Source organism: Micromonospora sp. NPDC048868 (assembly GCF_043198195.1).
GTDB lineage: Bacteria > Actinomycetota > Actinomycetes > Mycobacteriales > Micromonosporaceae > Micromonospora > Micromonospora reichwaldensis.
Genome location: NZ_JBICUN010000011.1, coordinates 167,499 through 193,407 on the forward strand (window position 1 = coordinate 167,499; position 25,909 = coordinate 193,407).

Sequence of the window (25,909 nt, forward strand, 5' to 3'; positions counted from 1 at the left end):
TGCCGATGTCGTTGCGGCTGATGTCGTTGCGGCTGGTGGTCACGACGTCTCCAGCTCGCGGTCGATCAGGTCGAAGATGTTCTCGGCGGTGGCCGACTCCAGGTCGTCGTCACCGTCCGCGTCCGCCTGCCGTTCGGTCAGCCGGCCCAGCAGGCCGTGCAGCCGGTCGGTGATCTTGCGGAACTCGTCGTCGGTGGGGTCGAGCCCGACGAGCGCCGCCTCCAGCCGGTCCAGTTCCCGGCCGGCCGTCGACGCCTCGCCCGCCGGGGTCGCCGGGGCGAACTGACCGGCCAGGTGGGTGGCGAGTGCCTCGGGCGTCGGGTTGTCGAAGACCAGCGTCGCCGGCAGCCGCAGCCCGGTGGCCGCGCCGAGCCGGTTGCGCAGCTCGACGGCGGTGAGCGAATCGAAGCCGAGTTCCCGGAACGCCCGGGTCGGTTCGATGCCGGCCGGGTCGCCGTGGCCGAGGACGACCGCCACGTGCGCCAGCACCAGGTCGCGCAGGGCGCGTACCCGCTTGTCGGCGGGCAGGGCGCGCAGCGTCTCCGCGTACGCCTGCCCGTCGGCGGCCTCGCCGGCCGCGGCCCGGCGGCCGGCGGCGCGCACCAGGTTCGCCAGCAGCGGATGCACGGGCGCACCGGGCGCGGCCACCCCGGTGATGATCTTGGCGGGCATCAGCGTCGCCCGCTCGGAGCGCCAGGCCGCGTCGAACAGGGCGAGGCCCTCCTCGTTGGAGAGCGCCGCCATGCCGCCCCGGTCGAGCCGGCGGATGTCGGCCGAGTCGAGGTGCCCGGTCATGCCGCTGGCCTGCGCCCAGCGGCCCCAGGCCAGCGCGACCGCCGGCAGGCCGAGGGCCCGCCGGTGCTCGGCGAGGGCGTCGAGGAACGCGTTGCCGGCGGCGTAGTTGCCCTGGCCGGGGCCGCCGAACACGCCGGCGGCGGCGGAGAAGAGCACGAACGCGCTCAGCTCGTGGCCGAGGGTCGCCCGGTGCAGGTTCCAGGCCACGTCGACCTTGGGCCGCAGCACCGCGTCGAGGCGGTCCGGGGTGAGCGACTCGACGGTGGCGTCGTCGAGGACGCCGGCGGCGTGCACGACGGCGCGCAGCGGGTGCCGCCGGTCCACCATGGAGAGCACGTCCGCCACGGCGTCCGGGTCGGCCAGGTCGGCGGCGACGATCGACACGTCCGCGCCGAGCGCCTTGAGGTCGGCGAGCAGTTCGTCGGCGCCCTCGGCGTCCGGGCCGCGTCGGCTGACCAGCAGCAACTGCCGGGCGTCGTGCGCGGTGACCAGGTGCCGGCAGAGCAGCGCGCCGAGGGTGCCGGTCGCCCCGGAGACCAGGACCGTGCCGTCGAGCCGCGGCGCCTGCGGGACGCTCAGGGCGAGCTTGCCGACGTGCCGGGCCTGGCTGAGGAAGCGGAACGCCTCGGGGGCGCGCCGGACGTCCCAGGTGCGCCGGGGCAGGGGCCGCAGCGCACCGGCGGCGAAGAGCGCCATCAGCTCGGCCAGCATCGCGCCGATCTTCGCCGGGCCGGCCTCGATGAGGTCGAAGACCTGGTAGCTGACCCCCGGGTGGTCGGCGGCGACCCGCTGCGGGTCCCGCTTGTCGGTCTTGCCCATCTCGACGAACCGGCCGCCGTCGGCGAGCAGCCGCAGCGACGCGTCGACGTACTCGCCGCTGAGCGCGTTGAGCACCACGTCGACGCCCCGCCCGCCGGTGCGGTGGGCGAACTCGTCGGCGAAGTCGAGGCTGCGGGAGGAGGCGAGGTGCGCGTCGTCGAAGCCGGTGGCGCGCAGCGCCGGCCACTTGCCGGGGCTGGCCGTGCCGTAGACCTCCGCGCCGAGGTGGCGGGCGATCTGCACGGCGGCCATGCCGACGCCGCCGGCCGCCGCGTGGACGAGCACGGACTCCCCGGCGCGCAGCCGGGCCAGCTCCACCAGGCCGTACCAGGCGGTCAGGAAGACCACGGGCACGGCGGCGGCGTCGGTGTAGGACCAGCCGTCGGGGATGCGGGTGAGCAGCCGGCGGTCGGTGACCGCCGCCGAGGAGAACGAGCCGGAGAAGATGCCCATCACCCGGTCGCCGGGGGCGAGGTCGGTGACCCCCGGCCCCACGCCGAGCACCACACCGGCGCCCTCGTTGCCCAGCACCTCCTGGTCGGGGACCATGCCGAGGGCCAGCACCACGTCGCGGAAGTTCAGCCCGGAGGCGCGCATCCCCACCAGGACGTGGCCCGCCGGCAGCTCCCCGGAAACCTCGGGGGCGGGCAGCAGGGCCAGGTTCTCCAGCGTGCCCTTCTCGGTGACGTCGAGGCGCCACGGCACCTCGTCGGCGGGCAGCGGCAGCACCCCGGCGTCGCGGGCCCGGGCCAGCCGGGGCACCAGCGACACGCCGTCGCGCAGCGCGAGCTGCGGCTCGCCGGAGGCGACGGCCGCCGGGACGGCCGCCAGGGAGGCGGCGGCGTCGTCGGTGTCGAGCAGCGTGAACCGGCCGGGGTGCTCGGACTGCGCGGAGCGCACCAGCCCCCACAGGCTCGCCCGGGCCAGGTCGCGCGAGGCCTCGCCCGGGGCCGCGCCGACCGCGCCCCGGGTGTGCAGCACCAGCCGGGACCGCTCCAGCCGGGGCTCGCCCAACCACTGCTGCACCAGCGCGAGCGCGTCGCGGGCCGCGTCGTGGGCGGCCGCGCCGGCCCGCTGCGGGTCCGTCTCCGCGCCGGAGCGCAGGTCCAGCACCACATCGGGTACGTCCCCGGACTCCTCGACCGCCGCGACCAGCGTTGCCAGGTCGGCGTGCGCCCGCACCGGGTGCCCGGCGGCGGCGAGCGCCCCGGCGAGGCCGAGGGTGTCGTCGCCGAGCAGCGCCCAGCGGGCCTCCCCGGCCGCCGCGTCGGTGCCCGGCAGCGGCGTCCAGTCCAGGTGGAACACCGACGTGCGGCGCAGGGCGGCGGCCTCGTCGGCCCGGCCCGCGGCGACCGGGCGGAACGTCAGCGACTCGACGGTGGCCACCGGCTGGCCGGCGGTGTCGGCGAGGGTGACCGCGACGGTGTCCGGGCCGAGCGACCGCAGCCGCGCCCGCAGCCGGGTGGCGCCGTGGGCGTGCAGGGCGACCGAGCGGAAGGCGAACGGCATCCAGCCCGCCCCGGAGGTGTCCGCCGCGTCGCCGAGCAGGGCGGTGATCCCGCTGGCCTGGAGGGCCGCGTCGAACAGGGCCGGGTGCAGACCGAAGCGGGACGCGTCGGCGGTCGCCTCCTCGGGCAGGGCCACCTCGGCGTAGACCTCGCCGTCGCCGCGCCACACCCGGCGCAGGCCACGGAAGGCGGGGCCGTAGCCGAGGCCGCCCTCGGCCATCTGCGCGTACCAGGCGTCCAGGTCGGCGTCGACCTCGACGGCGTCGGCCGGCGGCCACTGCCCCGGTACGGCGGTCGGGGCGGGCAGGTGCGGCAGCAGCAGGCCCTCGGCGTGCCGGGTCCACTCGGCGTCGGCGTCCTCCTCGGGGCGGGAGTGCACGGTGACGCTCCGCTCGCCGGCGTCGCCGGGCGGGCCCACGCGTACCTGCACCTGGACCGCGCCGGCCGGCGGGAGCACCAGCGGGTTGATCAGCGTCAGGTCGCCGACCTGGCCGGCGTCGACCTCGTCGCCGGCCCGGACCACCATGTCGACCAGCCCCGTGCCGGGGACGATCACCGCCCCGCCGACGGCGTGGTCGGCGAGCCACGGGTGGGTACGCACCGACAGCCGCCCGGTCAGCACCACCGTCTGGTCGTCGGCGACGGGTACGGCCGCGCTGAGCAGCGGGTGGTCGGTGTCCTGGAGGCCGGCGGAGCCGACGTCGCGCACCCGGTGCGCGGGGGCGTCCAGCCAGAAGCGTCCGTGCGCGAAGGCGTACGTGGGCAGCGCGAGGGCGTCGGTGCGGGCCAGCACGGCCGTCAGGTCGACGGGCAGGCCGATCGTGTGCGCGGTGGCGAGGTTCGTCAGCAGCCGCGTCGCGTCGTCGTCACCGCGCCGCAGGCTGCCCAGCGTGTGCCCGCTCGCGCCCGCGTCATCCAGGATCGCCGTGACCGGCATCGTCAGCACCGGGTGCGGGGAGATCTCGACGAACGTGGTGTGACCCGCCTCGACAGCCACCCGCACGGCGGCCTCGAACTGGACGGTCTGCCGCAGGTTGTCGTACCAGTAGCCGGCCGTCATCGAGGACGGGTCCACCCAGTCCCCGGTGAGCGTGGAGACGAGCCGGACGTGGCCCTGCTGCGGGGTCACGTCGGCCAGGTCGGCACGCAACTGCTCGGCGACCTCCTGCACGGCGGCCGAGTGCGACGCGTAGTCCACGGGGATCAACCGGGCGCGCACCCCGTCGGCCTGGCACGCCTCGACCAGGTCGGCAACCGCCTGCGGCGGACCCGACACCACCACCGTGGACGGGCCGTTCACCGCCGCCACACCCACGCCGGGGAACTCCCCGAGCCGCTCGGCCACCGCGTCGGCGGACAGGTCCACCGACGCCATCGTGCCGGTGCCCCGCAGCACCGTCAGCGCCCGCGAGCGCAGCGCCACGGCCTTCGCCGCGTCCTCCAGGGACAGGATCCCGGCCACGCACGCCGCACCGATCTCGCCCTGCGAGTGGCCGACCACCGCAGCCGGGGTCACCCCGGCGTGCTGCCACACCGCTGCCAGGGCCATGCCGACGGCCCACAGCACCGGCTGCACGACCTCGACCCGCGCCAACCACGACTCGTCGTCGCCGGTCAACACCGACACGAGGTCCACGTCCAGGTACGGGGCGAGGGCCCGCTGGCACTCCGCAAGCCGCGCGTCGAACACCGGCGTACGACCGACGAGGCCGGCCGCCATCCGCGCCGACTGCGCACCCTGACCCGGGAACACGAACACCGGGCCCGCGCCGTGGCCGGACGCCGTCGCCGTGACGACGGTGCCGGCCGGCGTCCCGGACGCGAGGGCGTCCAGCCCCGCCAGCAGCTCCGCGGAGGTGGCACCGACCACGGCGGCCCGCTGGTCGAACACCGACCGGGTCGTCGCCAGGGACCAGCCCACCGCCGGCGGATCGACCTCGGCGCGCTCGCGCACGTACTGCGCCAGCCGGGCCGCCTGGCCCGCCAGGGCTGCCTTCGACCGCGCCGACACCGGCCACACCACGACGCCCGACGCCACCAGTCCGGGGCCGGCCACGGCGGGGACGACGGCCTCCGGCTCGTCGGCCTGCTCGATGATCACGTGGGCGTTGGTGCCGGACATGCCGAACGACGACACCGCCGCCCGACGCGCCCGGTCCACCGCCGGCCACGGCCGCGACTCGATCGCCAATTCGACGGCCCCGGCGGACCAGTCGATGTGCGGGGACGGCTCGTCCACGTGCAGCGTCGCGGGGACCACGCCCTCCCGCATCGCCAGCACCATCTTGATCACACCCGCCACGCCCGAGGCGGCCTGGGTGTGCCCGAGGTTCGACTTGATCGAGCCGAGCAGCAGCGGCTCGTGCCCCTCGCGGCCCTGCCCGTACGTGGCCAGCAGCGCCTGCGCCTCGATCGGGTCGCCCAGCGTCGTGCCCGTACCGTGCGCCTCGACCACGTCCACGTCGGCGGTGCCCAGCCCGGCACCCGCGAGGGCCTGGCGGATCACCCGCTGCTGCGACGGGCCGTTCGGCGCCGTCAACCCGTTGGAGGCACCGTCCTGGTTGACGGCGCTGCCCCGCACGATCGCCAGGACGCGGTGGCCGTTGCGCCGGGCGTCCGACAGCCGCTCGACCAGCAGCATGCCGACGCCCTCGCCCCAGCCCGTGCCGTCCGCAGCCGCCGCGAACGCCTTGCACCGGCCGTCGGCGGCCAGCCCACGCTGCCGCGAGAACTCGAAGAAGGTGCCGGGGGTGGCCATGACCGTGACGCCGCCGGCGAGGGCCATGTCGCACTCGCCGCGCCGCAGCGCCTGCACCGCCAGGTGCAACGCCACCAACGACGACGAACACGCCGTGTCCACCGACACCGCCGGCCCCTCCAACCCCAACGCGTACGCCACCCGACCCGACACCACACTCGCGGCGTTGCCTGTGGCCCCGAACCCTTCGGCCTGCTCCCCCGCAGCCATGAGCAGGGCCCCATAGTCCTGACCATTCGTGCCCACGAACACCCCTGTTCGCGAACCCCGTAGGACCCCAGGCTCAACCCCTGCCCGCTCGACCGCCTCCCACGAGACCTCCAGCAGCAACCGCTGCTGCGGGTCCATCGCCGCCGCCTCGCGCGGCGAGATCCCGAAGAAGCCCGGATCGAACTCCGCCGCACCGTCGAGGAAGCCGCCCTTGTCGGTGTAGGTGGTGCCGGGGTTGGCCGGGTCGGGGTCGTAGAGCCGGTCGAGGTCCCAGCCCCGGTCGGTCGGGAAGTCGCCGATGGCGTCCACGCCGTCCGCGACGAGGCGCCACAGCCGCTCGGGGTCGTCGACGCCCCCGGGGTAGCGGCAGGCCATGGCGACGATGGCCACCGGTTCGTCGTCGTCGACGGCGGCCGGGGCGGCGACGGGGGCCGGCCCGGCGTCGGCGTCGGCGCCGAAGAGGCCGGTGAGCAGGAGCCGGGCCAGCACGACCGGGGTCGGGTGGTCGAAGACCAGGGTGGTGGGCAGCGCCTGCCCGGTGGCGGCGACGAGCCGGTTGCGCAGCTCCACCGCGGTCAGCGAGTCGAAGCCGAGGTCCCGGAACGCGGTGGTCGCCGGGATGGCCGCGGCCCCGCCGTCGTGGCCGAGCACGTCGGCGGCGAGTTCCCGGACCAGGTCGGCGACGGCCTCCTCGCGGCGGGCCGGGGCCAGCCCGGCGAGCCGCCGGCGCAGGGTCGCCGCCGGGCCCTCGTCGCCGTCGTCGACCGCGACGCCGCCGTCGAGGGCGGCCCGCGCCTCCGGTACGCCCTCCAGCAGTGGCCGGCGGCGGGCGGAGGCGTACGCGGGGGCGAACCGGGCCCAGTCCACGTCGGCCACCGTCACGGTGACGTCGTCGTGGTCGAGGGCCTGCTGCAACGCGCCCATGGCGACGGTCGGGTCCATGGCGGGCAGGCCCCGGCGGCGCAGGTTGCGCTCGGCGTCCGCCGCGTGCATGCCGCCGTCGGACCACGGTCCCCAGGCGATGGCGGTGCCGGCCCGGCCCTCGGCCCGCCGCCGCTGCACCAGCGCGTCGAGGTAGGCGTTGCCGGCCGCGTACCCGGCCTGCCCGCCGCTACCCCAGGTGGCGGCGATGGACGAGTAGACGACGAAGGCGTCCAGTTCCCGGTCGGCGAGGAGGTCGGCGAGGTGGGCGGCGCCGGCGGTCTTGCCGACGGTCACCTCGGCCAGCTCGGCGGGGGTGACCTCCGCCAGCGGGGTGGCCTGCGCGATGCCAGCGGCGTGCAGGACGGTGCGCACGGGCGGGCCGTCGGCCTCGACCCGGTCGAGCAGGTCGGCGAGGGCGGCCCGGTCGGCGATGTCGCAGGCGGCGACGGTGACCCGGGCCCCGAGGCCGGTCAGCTCGGCCTCCAGCTCGGCGGCGCCGGGGGCGTCGGGTCCGCGCCGGCTGACCAGCACGACGTGCTCGGCTCCGGCGGCGGCGAGCCAGCGGGCGGCGCGGGCGCCGAGTCCGCCGGTGCCGCCGGTGATCAGGGCGGTGCCGGTGGGCGTGAACCGGCGCGCCGGCGGGCGGTCGCCGAGGGCGGCGCGCACGAGGCGGCGGGCGAAGACGCCGGGGCCGCGTACCGCGAGCTGGTCCTCGCCGGTCGATCCGGTGAGGATCGCGGCGAGCCGGGTGGCGGCCCGGTCGTCGGGCTCCGGCGGCAGGTCGACCAGGCCGCCCCAGCGGTGCGGGGCCTCGACGCCGACCACCCGGCCGAGGCCCCAGATGGCGGCCTGCGCCGGGTCGGTGAGCCGGTCGTACGAGGCGGCGGCGACCGCGCCCCGGGTGACCAGCCACAGCGGCGCGGCCAGGCCGGCGTCGCCGAGCGCCTGCACGAGCGCGAGGGTGGCGGCCAGGCCGGGCAGGACGGTGCTGTCGGCGGCGGGCGGCTCGGCGGCGAGCAGGGAGACGACGCCGGCGGGGTCGGTGCCGGCGAGGGACGCCGCGAGGCCGGCCCGGTCGGCGTCCGGCTCCACGGTCAGCGGCAGCACGTCGGCACCGGCGCCGGTCAGCGCGGCCCGGACGGTCTGCACTGCCGGGTCGTCGGCGCCGCCGGCGGGCAGCGCCAGCAGCCAGGTGCCGGCCAGCCGGGCGGGGGCGGGTTCTCCGGTCACCTGCCAGTCGGCCCGGTACCGCCAGCCGTCGAGCACCGAGTGTTCCTGCCGCTGCCGCCGCCAGTCGGCGAGGACGGGCAACAGGGTACGCAGCGACTCGGCGGCGGCGGTGTCGGTGACGGCGAGGGTGTCGCGCAACGCGTCGAGGTCGGCGCGTTCGACGGCCGCCCAGAACCGCCGGTCGAGCGCGCCGGCCCCGCCCGTCGTGGTGTCGTCGGCGGACGCCTCGGCCGGCACCCAGTAGTGCTGCCGCTCGAACGGGTAGGTGGGCAGGCCGACGAGCCGGCCGGGCCGGTCGGCGAGGAGGTCCGCCCAGCGCACCGGGGTGCCGGCGACGTGGAGCTGGGCGAGGGCGGCGAGCAGGGCGCGACGGTCCGGGCGGTCCCGCCGCAGCACCGGCACCACCACGGCGGGGGCGGCGTCGCCGGCCTCGGCGAGGGTCTCCTGGATGCCGGCGGTGAGGACGGCGTCGGGGCCGACCTCCACGAAGGTGCCGACGCCGTGGGCGCGCAGGGTGCGTACGCCGTCGGCGAAGCGGACCGCCTCCCGGACGTGGCGCACCCAGTAGTTCGGGTCGGTGAGCTGCGCCGGGTCGGCCAGCTCGCCGGTCAGGTTGGACACCACCGGCAGGGTGGGGGCGCGCAGGTCGAGGCCGGCGGCGACGGCGGCGAACTCGGCGAGCATCGGCTCCATCAGCGGGCTGTGGAAGGCGTGGCTGACCCGCAGCCGCCGCACCTTCACCCCCCGGCCGGTCCAGAGGTCGGCCAGCTCGTCGATGGCCGCGCCGTCGCCGGAGATGACGACGGCGCCGGGGGCGTTGACGGCCGCGACGGCGACCCGGTCGGTCAGCGCGGCGATCGACTCGGCGACCCGGGCCTCGTCGGCGGCGACGGCGAGCATCGCGCCGCCGGCGGGCAGGGCCTGCATGAGCCGGCCCCGGGCGGCGACGAGGGCGCAGGCGTCGTCGAGGGTGAGCACGCCGGCGACGTGGGCGGCGGTCAGCTCGCCGACGGAGTGCCCGGCGACCATGTCCGGGGCCAGCCCCCAGGAGCCGAGCAGCCGGTGCAGCGCCACCTCCACGGCGAAGAGCGCGGCCTGGGTGAAGACGGTCTGGTCGAGCAGCGCCGCCTCGTCGGTGCCGGGTTCGGCGTGCAGCAGCGGCTTCAGCGGCCGGGGCAGCCGGTGGTCGAGGTGGGCGCAGACCTCGTCGAGGGCCTCGGCGAACACAGGGTACGTCCCGTACAGCTCCCGGCCGGCGCCGGCGCGCTGCGCGCCCTGGCCGGAGAAGAGGAACGCGACCCCGCCGCGTTCGGCGGCGGCACCGGTGACCAGGCCGGGGGCGGGCCGGTCGTCGGCGAGGGCGTGCAGGGCGGCGAGCAGGCCCTCGCGGTCGTCGGCGAGGACGACCGCCCGGTGTTCCAGGGGCGAGCGGGAGACCACCGAGGTCCAGGCGACGTCGGCCGGGCGCACGTCCGGGTCGTCGGCGACGTACCGCGACCAGCGCTCGGCCTGGTGGCGCAGCGCGGCGCGGGTGCGGCCGGTGAGCAGCACCGGCGCGGGCGCGGGCGGCTCCGGCTGGTCGGTCTCGGCGCGGGCCGGCTCGGGCTGTTCGAGGATGAGGTGGGTGTTGGTGCCGCTCATGCCGAAGGAGGAGACGGCGGCGCGGCGCGGCCGGTCCACGGCCGGCCACGGCGTGGCCTCGGTGACCAGGGTGACCGCGCCGGTGGCCCAGTCCACGTGCGGGGTGGGCTCGTCGACGTGCAGGGTGGCCGGCACGACGCCGTGCCGCATCGCCTCCACCATCTTGATGACTCCGGCGATGCCGGCGGCGGCCTGGGTGTGGCCGATGTTGGACTTGATGGAGCCGAGCAGCAGCGGCGCGGCGTCGCCGCGCTCCCGGCCGTACGTGGCGAGCAGGGCCTGGGCCTCGATCGGGTCGCCGAGGGTGGTGCCGGTGCCGTGCGCCTCGACCACGTCGACCAGGTCGGGGGTGAGCTTCGCGCCGGCCAGGGCCTGCCGGATGACCCGCTGCTGGGACGGGCCGTTGGGGGCGGTCAGGCCGTTGGACGCGCCGTCGGAGTTGACCGCCGAGCTGCGGATGATGCCGAGCACCGGGTGGCCGTTGCGGCGGGCGTCGCTGAGCCGTTCCAGCAGCAGCATGCCGACGCCCTCGGACCAGCCGGTGCCGTCGGCGGACGCGGCGAAGGACTTGCACCGGCCGTCGGCGGCGAGGCCGCGCTGCCGGGAGAACTCGACGAACGGGCCGGGGGTGGCCAGCACGGTCGCGCCGCCGGCCAGGGCGAGGCCGCACTCGCGTTGGCGCAGCGCCTGGCAGGCGAGGTGGATGGCGACCGACGCCGACGAGCAGGCGGTGTCCACGGTGACCGACGGGCCTTCGAGGCCGAACGTGTACGCCAGCCGGCCGGAGACCACGCTGGCGGCGGTGCCGGTCAGCACGTAGCCCTCGACGCCGGGGGCCCGGTGCAGCACGGCGGCGTAGTCCTGCCCGGAGGTGCCGACGAAGACGCCGGAGCGGCTGCCGCGCAGCGACAGCGGGGCGATGCCGGCCCGCTCGAACAGCTCCCAGGTGGTCTCCAGCAGCAGCCGCTGCTGCGGGTCCATGGCGACCGCCTCGCGCGGCGAGATGCCGAACAGGGCGGCGTCGAAGCGCCCCGCGTCGTGCAGGAACCCGCCGGAGGTGGTGTACGAGGTGCCGGCGTTGTCCGGGTCGGCGTGGTAGAGCCGCTCCAGGTCCCAGCCCCGGTCGGTGGGGAAGTCGCCGATGGCGTCCCCGCCGGACGAGACGAACTCCCACAGCTGTTCGGGCGAGCTGATGCCGCCCGGGTAGCGGCAGCTCATCGCCACGATCGCCACCGGCTCGGACTCCTCGGCGGTGACCTCGCGCAGCCGTTGGCGGGTCTGCTGAAGTTCGGCGACGACCCGCGTCAGGTATTCGCGCAGCCGCTCTTCGTCCGCCATGACATCTCGCTTTCTCGTGACACCACAGGTCCCCGGGCGGCTCAGGAGAGCCCGAGGTCCTGGTCGATGAGGTCGAACAGCTCCTGGTTGCTGGCCACCCGCAGCCGGTCGGCGACCTCGGCGGTCTCCTCCCGGCGTTCCTCGGCGGTGCCGAGCCGTTCGAGCAGGCTGTGCAGCCGCATCGTGATCCGCACCCGGCCGATGTCGTCCGGGTCGCGCAGCGCGAGGGCGCTCTCCAACTGGTCCAGCTCCGCCAGCGTCGGCAGGGCCTCCACCGAGGCCTCGCTGAGCAGTTCGGCCCGCAGGTGCTCGGCCAGCGCCTGCGGCGTCGGGTAGTCGAACACCACCGAGCTGGGCAGGCTCAGCCCCGTCGAGCGGGCCAGCCGGCCCCGCAGCTCCACGGCGGTGAGCGAGTCGAAGCCGAGGTCCCGGAAGGGCCGGCCGGCCTCGACGGCGTACGGGCTGTCGTGGCCGATGACCTCGCCGGCGGCGGTGCGGATGAGGTCCACCAGCAGCCGCGCCTGTTCGGCCTGCGACAGCTCGCCGAGCCGCTTGCGCAGCTCGCCGGCGACCTGGTCGCCGTCCTCGGCGTCGGCCCGCGCCGCCGCGGCCTGGGCGGCCACCTCGGCGATCTCGCTGATCAGCGGCCGGGGCCGGGCGGAGGCGAACACCGGCGCGAAGCGGTCCCAGTCGATGTCGGCGACGGTGAGGGCGGTGTCGTCGCCGCCGAGGCCGGCGCGCAGGGCGGCCATCGCCGGTTCCCGGTCCAGCAGGGACACCCCGCGCCGGCTCATGGCCGCCGCGTGCGCGTCGGTCACCATGCCGCCGCCGGCCCACGGCCCCCAGTTCACCGAGAGGTGCCGGGGACCCCCGGCCGGCCGGGACTGCGCCCAGGCGTCCAGGAAGGCGTTGCCGGCGGCGTACGCGCCGTGGTCGCCGACGCCCCAGACGGCGGCGATGGAGGAGAAGTGCACGACCAGGTCGAGCGACTCCGGGTCGAGGAACTCGTCCAGGTGCCGGGCACCGGCGATCTTGCCGGAGACGACGTCGGCGAGTTCCGCCCCGGTCACCGCGGCGACCGGGTTGAGCCGGCCCACCCCGGCGGCGTGCACCACCGCGTGCACGGTCTCGCCGTCGGCGCGCAGGCCACGGACCAGCTCGGCGACCGCGTCCCGGTCGGCCAGGTCGCAGGCCAGCACCCGGGCCTCGGCGCCCAGCGCGGCCAGTTCCGCCACCGCCTCGTCCGCGCCGGGGGCCGCCGCGCCGCGCCGGCTGACCAGCAGCAGTCGCCGCGCGCCGTGCCGGGCGAGCCAGGCCGCGGCGTACCGGCCGACCGCGCCGGTGCCGCCGGTGACCAGGACGGTGCCCGGCGCCTGCCAGTCGGCCGCCGCCTCGGCGCGGGGCGCGCGGGCCAGCCGGCGCAGGTACGTGCCGGAGTCGCGCACCGCGAGCTGGTCCTCGTGCCCGGCGGCGGTGAGCGCCGCCAGGACGTGCTCGGCGGCGGCCGGGGTCAGGGTCTCGGGCAGGTCCAGCAGGCCACCCCAGTGCCGGGGGTGTTCCAGCGCGGTCACCAGGCCGAGACCCCAGGTGGTGGCCTGGGCGGGGCGGACGACGGGGTCCCCGTCGGCGGTGGCGACGGCCTGCCGGGTGAGCAGCCACAGCGGCACCGGGGGCAGGGCGTCCGTGACCGCCTGCACCAGGGCGAGGTTCGCGGTCAGGCCCAGCGGCACGGCGGGGTGGTCGGGCTGCGGTCGCTCGTCGAGGGCGAGCAGCGACACGATCCGGGTCGGCGCGGCGCCGGCCAGCTGCGCGGCGAGCGCCGTGCGGTCGGTCGTGGCCGGGTCGACGGCGAGCTGCCGCACGGTGCCGCCCCGGGCGGTGACGAGCTCGGCGAGCCGGTCGACGACCGGCTGGTCCGTGCCGCTGTGGACCAGGGTCCACGTGCCGTCGACGGCACCCGGGGCGAGGGCCTGCGGACGCCAGGTGACCCGGTAGCGCCAGCCGCCGGCGAGGGTGTCCTCCTGCTGCTGGCGCCTCCACCGGTCCAGGTCCGGCAGCAGTTCGCGCAGCGGCCGGTCCGCGTCGAGGCCGAGCCGCCCGGCGAGCGCGTCGCCGTCGCCCGACGCCACGGCCCGCCAGAACGCCGAGTCGACGTCGTCGTGCGCGGCGGCGGAGGCGTGCGCCGGTGCCGCGTCGAGGGTCGGCCAGAACCGCTGGTGGTCGAACGCGTACGTGGGCAGGTCCACGGGACCGGCGCCGGGCAGCAGCCGCGACCAGCGGACGGCCACGCCGTGGCAGTGCAGTCGGGCCACCGCGCCGAGCAGGGTGGCCACCTCGTCCTGGCCGGGCCGCTGCACGCCGGTCACCACGACCGGGGCGTCCGCCGGCAGCGCGTCGGCGGTCAGGGCGGTCAGCACGGTGTCCGGCCCGATCTCCAGGAACCGGGTCACCCCGTGGGCGTGCAGGTGGGTGACGGTGTCGGCGAAGCGGACCGCCTCCCGGACGTGCCGGACCCAGTAGTCGGGGGTGCAGAGCTGCTCGGCGTCGATGACCGCGCCGGTCAGGTTCGACACCAGCGGCACCGTCGGCGGGGCGTACGACAGACTCGCCGCCACGGCCGCGAAGTCGGCGAGCATCGGCTCCATCAGCGGGCTGTGGAAGGCGTGGCTGACCCGCAGCCGCTTCGTACGCACGCCGAGGCCGGCGAAGTGGTCGGCCAGAGCGGTCAGCGCGTCCTGCGCCCCGGCGACGACGACGGCGGCCGGCCCGTTCACGGCGGCGACGGCGACCTGGCCCGACGTGCCGTCCAGCGCCCGCAGCACGTCGACCTCGGGCGCGGCGACGGCGAGCATCCCGCCGCCGGCGGGCAGGGCCTGCATCAGCCGGCCCCGGTTGCCGACGAGCGCGCAGGCGTCGGGCAGGTCGAGCACCCCGGCCACGTGGGCCGCGCTGATCTCCCCGACGGAGTGCCCGGCCACGAAGTCGGGCCGGATCCCCCAGTGTTCGAGCAGCCGGAACAGCGCCACCTCGACGGCGAAGAGCCCGGCCTGGGTGAAGGCCGTCTGGTCGAGCAGGTCGGCCTCGGCGGTGCCGGGCTCGGCGAAGAGCACGGTGCGCAGCGGCCGCGGCAGGTACGCGTCCAGGTGCTGGCACGCCTCGTCGACCGTCGCGGCGAAGACCGGGAACGTCTCGTACAGGCGACGGCCCATCCCGGCGTGCTGGGCGCCCTGGCCGGAGAAGAGCGCCGCCAGCGCGCCGCCGGGCTCGGCGACGCCCCGGGTGAGTCCCGGGTGCTCCTCGCCGGCGGCGAGTGCCCGCAGGCCGGCGAGGGCCGCGTCGGCGTCCGCGGCGAGCAGCACCGCGCGGTGCCGCAGCGGGGAGCGTCCGGTGGCCAGTCCCCGGGCCACGTCGGCGGCGGGCGTCGCGGTGCCCGGCAGCCAGTCGGCCAGTCGGGCCGCCTGGGCCCGCAGGCTGCCGGCGGTGTCGGCCGAGACGACCCAGGGCAGCACCGGCGGTCCGTCGGCCGGCCGGGGCGTCCCGGTGTCGGCCGGCGCGGCGGCGGGCGCCTGTTCGAGGATGACGTGCACGTTGGTGCCGCTGACCCCGAACGACGACACGCCGGCCCGGCGCGGCCGGTCCGCCTCCGGCCACGGCCGCGCCTCGGTCAGCAGCGCGACCGCGCCCGCCGACCAGTCCACGTGCGGCGAGGGCTCGTCCACGTGCAGGGTGGGCGGCAGCAGGTCGTGCTGGAGCGCCATCACCATCTTGATCACGCCGGAGACGCCGGCGGCGGCCTGGGTGTGGCCGATGTTCGACTTGACCGAGCCGAGCAGCAGCGGCCGGTCGGCGGGCCGGTCCCGCCCGTACGTGGCCAGCAGCGCCTGCGCCTCGATGGGGTCGCCGAGGCGGGTGCCGGTGCCGTGCCCGTCGACGGCGTCCACGTCGGCGGCGGTCAGCCGCGCGTTGGCCAGCGCCTGGCTGATCACCCGCTCCTGGGCCGGCCCGTTGGGGGCGGTCAGCCCGTTGCTGGCGCCGTCCTGGTTCATCGCCGAGCCGCGCACGACGGCGAGGATCCGCCTACCGTCGCGCTGGGCGTCGGAGAGCCGCTGCAACATCACCAGGCCGACGCCCTCGCCCCAGCCGGTGCCGTCGGCGGCCCCGGCGAACGACTTGCACCGGCCGTCGAGGGCCAGCCCCCGCTGCCGGGCGAACTCCAGGAACGGCCCGGGGGTGGCCATCACCGTCACGCCGCCGGCGACGGCGACATCGCACTCGCCCTGCCGCAGGGACTGGCAGGCCAGGTGCAGCGCCACCAGCGACGACGAGCAGGCGGTGTCGACGCTGACAGCCGGGCCCTGCAACCCGAAGTGGTACGCCAGCCGACCGCTGATGACGGCGGCGACGTTGCCGGTGGCCTGGTAGCCCTCGGTCTCGACCCGGGCGGCCATCAGCAGCGTCGCGTAGTCCTGGCCGTTGGTGCCGACGAAGACGCCGGTGTTGGTCTCCCGCATGTCGGCCGGCGCGGTGCCGGACCGCTCGAACAGCTCCCAGGCGCTCTCCAGCAGCACCCGCTGCTGCGGGTCCATCACCATCGCCTCGCGCGGGGAGATGCCGAACAGGGCGGCGTCGAAGCCGGCGGCGTCGGTGAGGAAGCCGCCCTCCCGCACGTACGAGGTGCCGGGACGGTCGGGATCGGGGTCGTAGATCGCCGCCAGGTCCCAGCCCCGGTCGGCCGGGAACTCCGCGATGCCGTCGCGCCCCTCGGCGACGAGTCGCCACAGGTCCTCGGGGCCGGCGACGCCGCCGGGGTAGCGGCAGCTCATCGAGACGATGGCGATCGGCTCGTCCAGCGCGGTGGCGGCCCGCACGGGCTCGGCCGCCGGGGTGTCGTCGCCGGTGAGCCGGGTCGCCAGGTGCTCGGCGAGGGCGTCGGGCGTCGGGCGGTCGAAGACCAGGGTCGCCGGCAGGTTCAGCCCCACCGCCTCGGCGAGCCGGTTGCGCATCTCGACGGCGCTGAGCGAGTCGAAGCCGATCTCCCGGAACGACCGGTCCGCCGCCAACGCCTGCGGCGAGGACAGGCGCAGCACCGCCGCCGCGTGGACCCGTACGAGGTCGAGCAGGACGCGGCGCCGTTCCGGTGCGGCGAGTCCGGCCAGCCGGCCGCGCAGCGGCGAGGCCGCGTCGGGCGTGTCGCCGTCGCGCTGCCCGGCGGCGAGCAGCCGGGCCACCTCGGGGACGTCGGCGATCAGCGGCCGGGGGCGGGCCAGCGTGTAGGTCTGGAGGAACCGGTCCCAGGCGATGTCCGCCACGGTGAGCGTGGTGTCGCCGTGGTCGAGCGCCTCGGCCAGGACGGAGACCGCGAGGTCGGGGCGCATGGCCCGGACGCCCGAGCGGAACATCTGGTCGGCGGCGCCCTCGGCGTCGACCATGCCGCCGCCGTCCCAGGCGCCCCAGGCGATGGCGGTGGCGGCCCGGCCGCGCCGGCGCCGGTCCTCGGCGAGCGCGTCGAGGAAGGCGTTGGCCGCGGCGTAGCCGCCCTGGTGCCCGCCGCCCCAGACGCCCGCGCCGGAGGAGAAGAGCACGAACGCCGACAGTTCGTCGCCGCACACCTCGTCGAGGTTGACCGCGCCGGCCACCTTGGCCCGCAGGGCGTCGGCGAGGTCGGCCACGTCGGTGGCCGCGACCGGTGCGGCGTGGGCGACGCCGGCGGTGTGGAACACGGCTCCGATGCGGGTGCCCTGCCCGGCGAGCCGCTCGACGAGGGCCCGCACGGCGGCGGGGTCGGCGACGTCGCAGGCGGCCACGGTGACGGTGGCGCCGGCGGCCCGCAGTTCGTCCGCCAGTTCGTCGGCGCCGGGCGTGGCGGGGCCCTGGCGGCCGGTCAGCACCAGCTCGCCGACGCCCTCGCGGGCCAGCCAGCGCGCCACCTGGGCCCCGATCGACCCGAGGCCGCCGGTGACCAGGACGGCGCCGCTCGCGGGACGCCAGTCCCCTGTCGCGGTGCGCTCGGCGCGGGCCCGGACCAGTCGCCGGGCGAACACCCCGGAGGGGCGCAGCGCCAGCTGGTCCTCGGCGTCGACGCCGGCCAGCACCGCCACGAGGCGGCCCCGGTCCCGGGCGTCCAGCTCGGTGGGCAGGTCGACGAGGCCGCCCCAGCGGTCCGGGTGTTCGAGGGCGACCACCCGGCCGAGGCCCCAGAGCATCGCCTGGCGGGGGCGGTCGAGCGGGTCGGCCCGGCCGGTGGAGACCGCGCCGGTGGTGGCGCACCACAGGGGGGCGGTGACACCGGCGTCGCCGAGGGCCTGGACCAGGGCGTACGTGCCGGCGAGGCCCGCCGGCACCACCGGGTGGGTCGGGTGCGCGACGTCGTCCAGGCCGAGCAGGGAGAGCACGCCGGCGACGGCGCCGGTACGCGCCAGCCGCTCGGCCAGCGCCTGCCGGTCCGTCTCCGGCACGTCGATCCGGACCACCTCGGCCCCGCCCTCGGTGAGGGCCCGGGCGACGCCGTCGACCAGGGGGTGCGCGGCGCCGTCCGCCGGCACCAGCAGCAGCCAGGCGCCGGACAGGGTGGCCTCCGGCGCGACGGTCACCGGCTTCCAGCTCACCCGGTAGCGCCACGAGTCCACGGTGGACTCGTCGCGGCGGCGTCGGCGCCACGAGGAGAGCAGCGGCAGCGCGGGGTCGAGGGACCGGGCCGCCGTCTCGTCGATCCGCATGGCGGCGGCCAACGCCTGTGGGTCGGCGCGTTCCACGGCCTCCCAGAAGTGCCGGTCCGCCTCGTCCTGGCCGGCGGGGGCGGGGCCGGTCGTGACCTGCGCCTGCGGCCAGTACCGCTGGCGCTGGAAGGCGTACGTCGGCAGCTCCACCGGCGGGCCGGTGCGGGCGCCCAGGACGGCCGTCCAGTCCACGGGCACGCCGTGCACGTGCAGCCCGGCGAGGACGGTCAGCATCCGGGGCCAACCGCCGGCGTCGGTGTCGGCGGCGGCCACCACGACGGCGTCGGCGGCCTGCGCGGTCTCTCCCATCCGGGCGGCGAGCACGGGCCCGGTGGCGGCCTCGACGAGGACCTGGTGGCCCTCGTCGAGCAGGGCGCGCACGACCGGGTCGACGTCGACGCCGTCGGCCAGCCCCCCGTACCAGCGGGCGGCGTCGAGGCCGTCGGTGTCGACCCGTCCGCCGGTCGCCGCCGAGTACAGCGGCACCTCGGCCGGCCCGAGGGTGGTCCCGGCCAGCGCGTCCGGGTCGGCGTCGGCCCGGCTGCCGAGGGCGATCGTCCTCGCCGCGTCCTCCAGCGACAGCGCGCCGGCCACGCAGGCGGCCGCGACCTCGCCGTGGGCGTGCCCGAGCACGGCGGCGGGCCGGACGCCCAGCGAGCGCCACCAGCGGGCCAGCGAGACCGCCACGGCCCACCGGACGGGGTGCGTCACCCGGGGGTCCGTCGCGGGTGGGGCGCCGTCGGCGCCGCGCAGCACGGCGGTGAGCGACCAGTCCACGTGGGGTGCGAGGGCCGCCTCGCAGGCGGCGATCGCGGCGGCGAACTCCGGCGACCGGTCCAGCAGTTCGACGGCCGTGGCGGGCCACGGGTCGCCGTGGCCGGGGAAGACGAGGACCGGGTCGCCGCCGCGCAGCGCGGTGCCGGTGACCGTGGCGGGGGTGGCCTCGCCGAGGCGGAGCGACTCCAGGGCCCGCGTCAGGCCGACGGTGTCGCGGCCGAGGACGACGGCGCGGTGCCCGAACGCCGCCCGGGTGGTCGCCAGGGCGTGCGCGACGTCGGCCGGTTCCAGCTCCGGGTGCGCCGCGAGGTGCGCGCCCAGCCGGGCCGCCTGGTCGCGCAGCGCCGGGGCGTCCACGGCGGAGAGCACCAGGGGTACGACGCCGGCGCGCGGACGGTCGGCGGCGCGTGCGTCGACCGGCTCGGCGGGCGGCTGCTCGATGATCACGTGCGCGTTGGTGCCGGAGATGCCGAACGACGACACCGCCGCCCGACGCGGCCGATCCACCTGCGGCCACGGGGTGGGCTCGGTCGCGAGTGCCACCGCCCCGGCCGTCCAGTCGACGTGCGGCGACGCCTCGTCCACGTGCAGGGTCGCCGGCACCAGGCCGTGGCGCATCGCCATGACCATCTTGATCACACCGGCCACACCGGCGGCGGCCTGCGTGTGCCCGATGTTCGACTTCACCGACCCCAGCAACAACGGCCGATCCTGCGGACGCTCCTGCCCGTACGTCGCCAGCAGAGCCTGCGCCTCGATCGGGTCACCCAGCGTCGTGCCGGTGCCGTGCGCCTCGACGGCGTCCACGTCGGCCGGGGTCAGGCGGGCGTTCGCGAGCGCCTGGTGGATCACGCGCTGCTGCGACGGGCCGTTCGGGGCGGTCAGCCCGTTGGACGCGCCGTCCTGGTTCACGGCCGTGCCCCGCAGCACGGCGTGGATGCGCCGGCCTTCCCGCTGGGCGTCGGAGAGCCGCTGCACGAGCAGGACACCCACGCCCTCGGACCAGCCGGTGCCGTCGGCCGAGGCGGCGAACGACTTGCAGCGGCCGTCCTGCGACAGCCCACGCTGCCGGGAGAACTCGATGAACGTGCCGGGCGTGGCCATGACGGTCACGCCGCCGGCCAGCGCCAGATCGCACTCACCTGAACGCAACGCCTGCGCGGCGAGATGCAGCGCGACGAGGCTGGACGAACAGGCGGTGTCGACGGTGACGGCCGGGCCCTCCAGGCCGAACGTGTACGCCACCCGACCGGACAGGACGCTGCCCGAGTTGCCGGTGCCGACGTAGCCCTCGACCTCGTCGGCCAGCTCCATGAGCTGCGACGCGTAGTCGTGGTACATGACGCCGGCGAAGACACCCGTCCGGCTGCCCCGCAACCGCTGCGGATCGAGACCGGCCGACTCGAACGACTCCCACGACGCCTCCAGCAGCAGCCGCTGCTGCGGGTCCATCGCCAGGGCTTCGCGCGGCGAGATGCCGAAGAAGCCCGGGTCGAACTCGCCGGCGCCGTAGAGGAAACCGCCGTGGCGCGTGTACGACGTGCCGGGGTGGTCGGGGTCGGGGTCGAACAGGCTTTCCAGGTCCCAGCCCCGGTCGGTGGGGAACTCCCCGATGCCCTCGCCGCCGGCGGCCAGCAGCGCCCACAACTGGTCGGGCGTCTCGACGCCGCCGGGGTAGCGGCAGGCCATCCCGACGATGGCGAGCGGCTCGTCGACCCGGGTGGTGGTCCGCGCGCCTGGAGCGGCGGTGCCGCCGGCGGCGCCGGCCAGCTCGGCGTGCACGTGGGCGGCGAGCGCCTGGGGCGTCGGGTAGTCGAACACCAGCGTCGAGGGCAGCCGGAGGCCGGTGGCCGCGTTGACGCGGTTACGCAGGTCGACGGCGGTCAGCGAGTCGAAGCCGAGCTCCCGGAACGCCCGGTCGGCCGGCACGGCCTCCGCGCCACCGTGCCCGAGCACCTGCGCGACGAGGCCGCGTACCAGCACGTCGATCTGGGCCCGCGCCTCGTCGGCGGCGAGGCCGCTGACGCGGGTCGCCCAGGTGGTGCCCTGTCCCGCCTGGCGGCGGGTCGTGGTCGTACCGACCAGGTTACGGAGCATCGGCGGCACCAGGCCGGCGCCGGCCGCGGCCCGGAGGGCGGCCAGGTCGATCACGGCCGGTACCAGGGCCGGCCGCTCGGCGGTCAGGGCGGCGTCGAACAGCCGCAGCCCGGTCTCGGCGCTCATCGCGGTGACGCCGCCCCGGGTCGATCGCGCCCGGTCCGCCTCGTCGAGGGACGCGCCCATGCCGGGGGTGTCCCACATGCCCCACGCGAGACTGACCGCCGGCAGACCCAACTGCCGCCGGTACACCGCAAGCCCGTCGAGGAACGCGTTACCCGCCGCGTACGCCGACTGACCCGGCGAGCCGAGCACCCCCGCCACCGACGAGAACACCACGAACAGGTCCAGATCCAGCGACGCCGTCGCCTCGTGCAGGAACCACCCGGCCGACACCTTCGGCGCCAGGACCCCGGCCAGCCGCTCGGCGGTCAGTCCCTCCACGATCCCGTCGTCCAGGACACCGGCGGTGTGCACGACACCCGCCAGCCGACCCTCGGCGGCGACCTCGGCCACCAGCGCGCCGACCTGGTCCCGGTCGGTCACGTCGCAGGCGGCAATCCGCACCGACGCGCCCAGCGCGGACAGCCGCTCCGACAGCTCGCCCGCACCCGCGGCCTCCGGACCGCGCCGCGACACCAGCACCAGCGACCGCACGCCGTGCACCGACACCAGGTGCTCCGCCACCAGCGCACCCAGCGCACCCGTACCACCGGTCACCAGCACCGCACCGTCACCCACCACCGGCGCCTGCGCCGACGAGGCGACCGCGCGCACCAGACGCGGCACGAACACCCCACCCGCACGCACCGCGACCTGACCACCGAACGCCACCGGCTCGTCAGCCACCGTGGCCAGCACACCCAACAGCCCGGCATCCACGTCACCGTCGACGTCCGCCAGCACGATGCGACCCGGGTGCTCCGACTGCGCCGAACGCAGCAGACCCCACACCGCCGCACCGCCCAGGTCCGACACCCGGTCGTCGGCACCCACCGACACCGCGCCCCGGGTCACCACCACCAGCCGCGACTCCGACAGCGCGTCGGCCGCCAGCCAGGACCGGACGGTCGCCAGCACGGCCGTGGTCGCCGCGCGTACCGCGTCGGGGACGTTGTCGGCGGCGTCCGCCAACAGGTCGGCGTCCTCGCCGTGGACCGGGCGGGTCTCCGTCCCGGCGTGGTCGGATCGGCGCAGGCTGCCCGCCGGCACCAGCAGCAGGCGCGGCGTCACGCCCGACGGCCCGGCGGCCGTCGCGGTCACCGCATCGACGTCGGCGTACGACGGCAGGTCGGCGGCGGCGGGCGAGCCCACCAGCGCCCACCCGGAGACGTCCCCGGCCGGGGTGACCTCCTGGGCCTGCCAGGCGACCTCGAACAGCGACCGGGACGACGCGTCCGGGGACGACGACACCCCGGTCAGTTCCCGCAGCGCCAGGGAGTCCACCGACACCACGGCCGCGCCCGACTCGTCGCACGCCACCAGGCGCACCGCCGAGCCCGCGCGCGTCAGCCGCACCCGCAGCACCCGCGCGCCCGAGGCGTGCACCTGCACACCCTCGAACGCGAACGGCACCCGCGGCCCGCCCGAGCCCTCCGCACCGGGCAGCAGCCCGATCGGGTGCAGGGCGGCGTCCAGCAGCGCCGGGTGCACGCCGAAGCCGGCGGCGTCGCCCGCCACCTCGTCCGGCAACGCCACCTCGGCGAACACCTCGTCGCCGCCGGTCGTCCACACCCGGCGCAGCCCCCGGAACACCGGCCCGTACGCCAGGCCGCGCTCGGCCAGCGCCGGATACCAGCCCGCCACGTCCACCTCGGCCGCGCCGGCCGGCGGCCACTCCCCCACGCCCGGCTCGTCGGCCGTCGCCGGCTCCAGCACACCCTCCGCGTGCCGGACCCACTCCGGGTCGACGGCCTCCTCCGGCTGGGAGTGCACGGTCACCGACCGGGTGCCCGCCTCGTCGGCCGCGCCGACGCGCACCTGCACCCGCACCGCACCCGCCGACGGCAGCACCAGCGGCGCGGCCACGGTCAGCTCCCGCACCCGCGACGCGCCCACCTCGTCGCCCGCCCGCACGGCCAACTCCACCAGGGCGGCGCCCGGCACGATCACCACGCCGGAGACGGAGTGGTCGGCGAGCCAGGCGTGCGTCGACGTGGACAGGCGGCCGGTCAGCACCACCATGTCCTCGCCGGCCACGGAGACGGCCGCGCCGAGCAGCGGGTGCCCGGCCGCCCCGAGGCCGGCCCCGGAGACGTCCGTCCACCGGCCCGCCGGCTCCAGCCAGTAGCGCTGGTGCTGGAAGGCGTACGTCGGCAGGTCCAGGTGCCGGCCGCCGGCCCGGTCGAGCAGGTCGGCCCAGCCGACGGTCACGCCGTGCACGTGCAGCAGCGCGAGGGCCTCCAGGAGGGCCTGCGGCTCGGGCCGGTCGTGGCGCGACACCGGGGCCAGCAGGGGCGCGGTGTCGTCCTCCGCGCGCTCGGCGAGGCAGTTCTGCGCCATGGCGGTCAGGACGCCGTTCGGCCCCACCTCCAGGTAGGTGTCGACCTCCTCGGCGCGCAGGCAGTCGACGGCGTCGGCGAAGCGCACGGTGCCGCGTACGTGGCGCACCCAGTAGCCCGGGTCGCAGAGCTGCTCGGCGTCGGCGACGCGGCCGGTCAGGTTCGACACCACCGGGATCGTCGGCGGCCGGAACGTCAGCCCCTCGGCGACGGCCGCGAACTCGGCCAGCATCGGGTCCATCCGCGCACTGTGGAAGGCGTGGCTCACCCGCAGCCGGCGGGTCTGCACGCCCCGCTCGGACCACACCCGCTGCACCTCGTCGAGGGCCTCGACGTCGCCCGCCACCACCACGGCGGCGGGGCCGTTCACGGCGGCCACGTCCAGCCGGCCGGTCAGCCCCGCCAGGGAGGCGGCAACCGCGGCCTCGTCGGCCGCCACGGCGAGCATGCCGCCGCCCGCCGGCAGGGCCTGCATGAGCCTGCCCCGCGCGGCGACCAGCGCGCACGCGTCGGCCAGGGAGAGCACGCCCGCGACGTGCGCCGCCGCGATCTCGCCGATGGAGTGCCCGGCCACCAGGTCCGGCGCGACACCGAACGACTCGACGAGCCGGAACAGCGCCACCTCGACGGCGAACAGCCCCGCCTGGGTGAAGACCGTCTGGTCCAGCAGTTCCGCCTCGGGCGTGCCCGCCCCGGCGAACAGCACCTCGCGCAGCGGGCGCGGCAGCAGCGGGTCGAGGTGCCCGCACGCCTCGTCGAGGGCGGCGGCGAAGACCGGGAAGGCCGCGTACAGCTCGCGACCCATGCCGGCGCGCTGCGCGCCCTGGCCGGAGAAGAGGAAGGCCACCCGGCCGCGCGGGGCCGACGCGCCGGTGGTGACGGTGCCGGTCGGCTCGCCGGCGGCGAGGGCCCGCAGCCCGGCGAGCAGGTCGTCCGCGTCGCCGGCCAGGACGACCGCGCGGTGTTCGAGCCCCGCGCGGTTGACCGAGGAGGCCGCGACGTCGACCGGGCGCGGGGAGTCGACGCGGGCGAGGTGGTCGGCCCAGCGGCCGGCCTGCCCGGCGAGCGCCTCGGGCGTACGGGCGGAGAGGAACACCGGGGCGAGCGGGAGCGCCACCGGCGCGTCGGCGGCGGACGGGGCCTCGTCGGTGGACGGGGCGTCGTCGACGGGCGCCTCCTCCAGGATGACGTGCGCGTTCGTACCGCTGATGCCGAACGACGACACGGCGGCCCGGCGCGGCCGGTCGGGGGCCGACCACGGGCGTGCCTCGGTCAGCAGCGACACCTGCCCGGCGGACCAGTCGATGTGCGGGGACGGCTCGTCGACGTGCAGGGTGGCGGGCATGGTCCGGTGCCGGATCGCCTCGATCATCTTGATCAGTCCGGCGGCGCCCGCAGCGGCCTGGGTGTGGCCCAGGTTCGACTTGACCGAGCCCAGCCAGAGGGGCTGACCGCCCTCGCCCCGGTCCTGCCCGTACGTGGCCAGCAGCGCCTGCGCCTCGATCGGGTCGCCGAGGGTGGTGCCGGTGCCGTGCGCCTCGACCACGTCGACGTCGGCCGGGGACAGCCGGGCGTTCGCGAGGGCCTGCCGGATCACCCGCTCCTGCGACGGGCCGTTCGGGGCGGTGAGCCCGCTGCTGGCGCCGTCCTGGTTGACGGCGCTGCCCCGCACGACGGCGAGGATGCGCCGGCCGTCGCGGCGGGCGTCGGAGAGCCGCTGCAACAGCAGCACGCCGACGCCCTCGGACCAGCCGGTGCCGTCGGCGGCGGCGGCGAACGACTTGCACCGGCCGTCCGAGGCCAGGCCCCGCTGGCGGGAGAAGTCGGCGAAGGTGCCCGGGGTGGACATGACCGTCACGCCGCCGGCGAGCGCGAAGTCGCAGTCGCGCTGGCGCAGCGCCTGCGTCGCGAGGTGCACGGCGACCAGCGACGACGAGCAGGCCGTGTCCACCGTGACCGCCGGGCCCTCCAGCCCGAAGGTGTACGCCACCCGCCCCGACACGACGCTGCCGGAGTTGCCGGTGCCGATGTAGCCCTCGACGCCGTCGGGCAGGTCCAGCACCCGCGACGCGTAGTCGTGGTACATCACCCCGGCGAAGACGCCGGTCCGGCTGCCGCGCAGCCGCTGCGGGTCGATGCCGGCGTGCTCGAACGCCTCCCAGGAAATCTCCAGCAGCAGCCGCTGGTGCGGGTCCATCGCCAGGGCCTCGCGGGGGCTGATGCCGAAGAAGCCCGGGTCGAACTGCGGCGCGTCGTAGAGGAAGCCACCCTGGCTGCTGGTCGACGTGCCCGGGTTGTCCGGGTCGACGTTGAAGAGCCGCTCCAGGTCCCAGCCCCGGTCGGCCGGGAAGTCGCCCACCCCGTCGCCGCCCCGGTCGACGAGGTCCCACAGCTCGGCCGGGCTGGACACGCCGCCCGGGAACCGGCACGCCATGCCGATGACGGCCATCGGCTCGCGGTCCTTGGCCTCCACCTCGCGCACCCGCCGGCGCGCGTCGCGCAGGTCGGCAGTCGCACGCCGGAGGTAGTCGAGGAACTCTGCCTCAGTGGGCATCGGGCCACTCCGTATCGGGGTTCGAGGTGTGCGACATGCCG

The 25,909-nt window shown here is 76.9% G+C and carries 2 protein-coding genes; both read right to left on the minus strand.

The annotated features are described in order from the left end of the window. Nucleotides 1-39: 39 nt before the first annotated feature. On the minus strand, nucleotides 40-11,223 hold the full coding sequence (locus ACGFNF_RS19340; RefSeq protein ID WP_393169496.1) for a type I polyketide synthase: 11,184 nt from the start codon (nucleotides 11,221-11,223) through the stop codon (nucleotides 40-42). Between the two features lie 41 nt (nucleotides 11,224-11,264). Beyond that, nucleotides 11,265-25,868, minus strand: coding sequence for a type I polyketide synthase (locus ACGFNF_RS19345; RefSeq protein ID WP_393169498.1), 14,604 nt, complete (start codon nucleotides 25,866-25,868; stop codon nucleotides 11,265-11,267). Nucleotides 25,869-25,909 lie beyond the last annotated feature (41 nt).

What these genes read in the sequence shown, in the direction of transcription:
- ACGFNF_RS19340 (WP_393169496.1), bottom strand. Translation starts at nt 11,223, where the DNA reads ATGGCGGACGAAGAGCGGCTGCGCGAATACCTGACGCGGGTCGTCGCC.
- ACGFNF_RS19345 (WP_393169498.1), bottom strand. Translation starts at nt 25,868, where the DNA reads ATGCCCACTGAGGCAGAGTTCCTCGACTACCTCCGGCGTGCGACTGCC.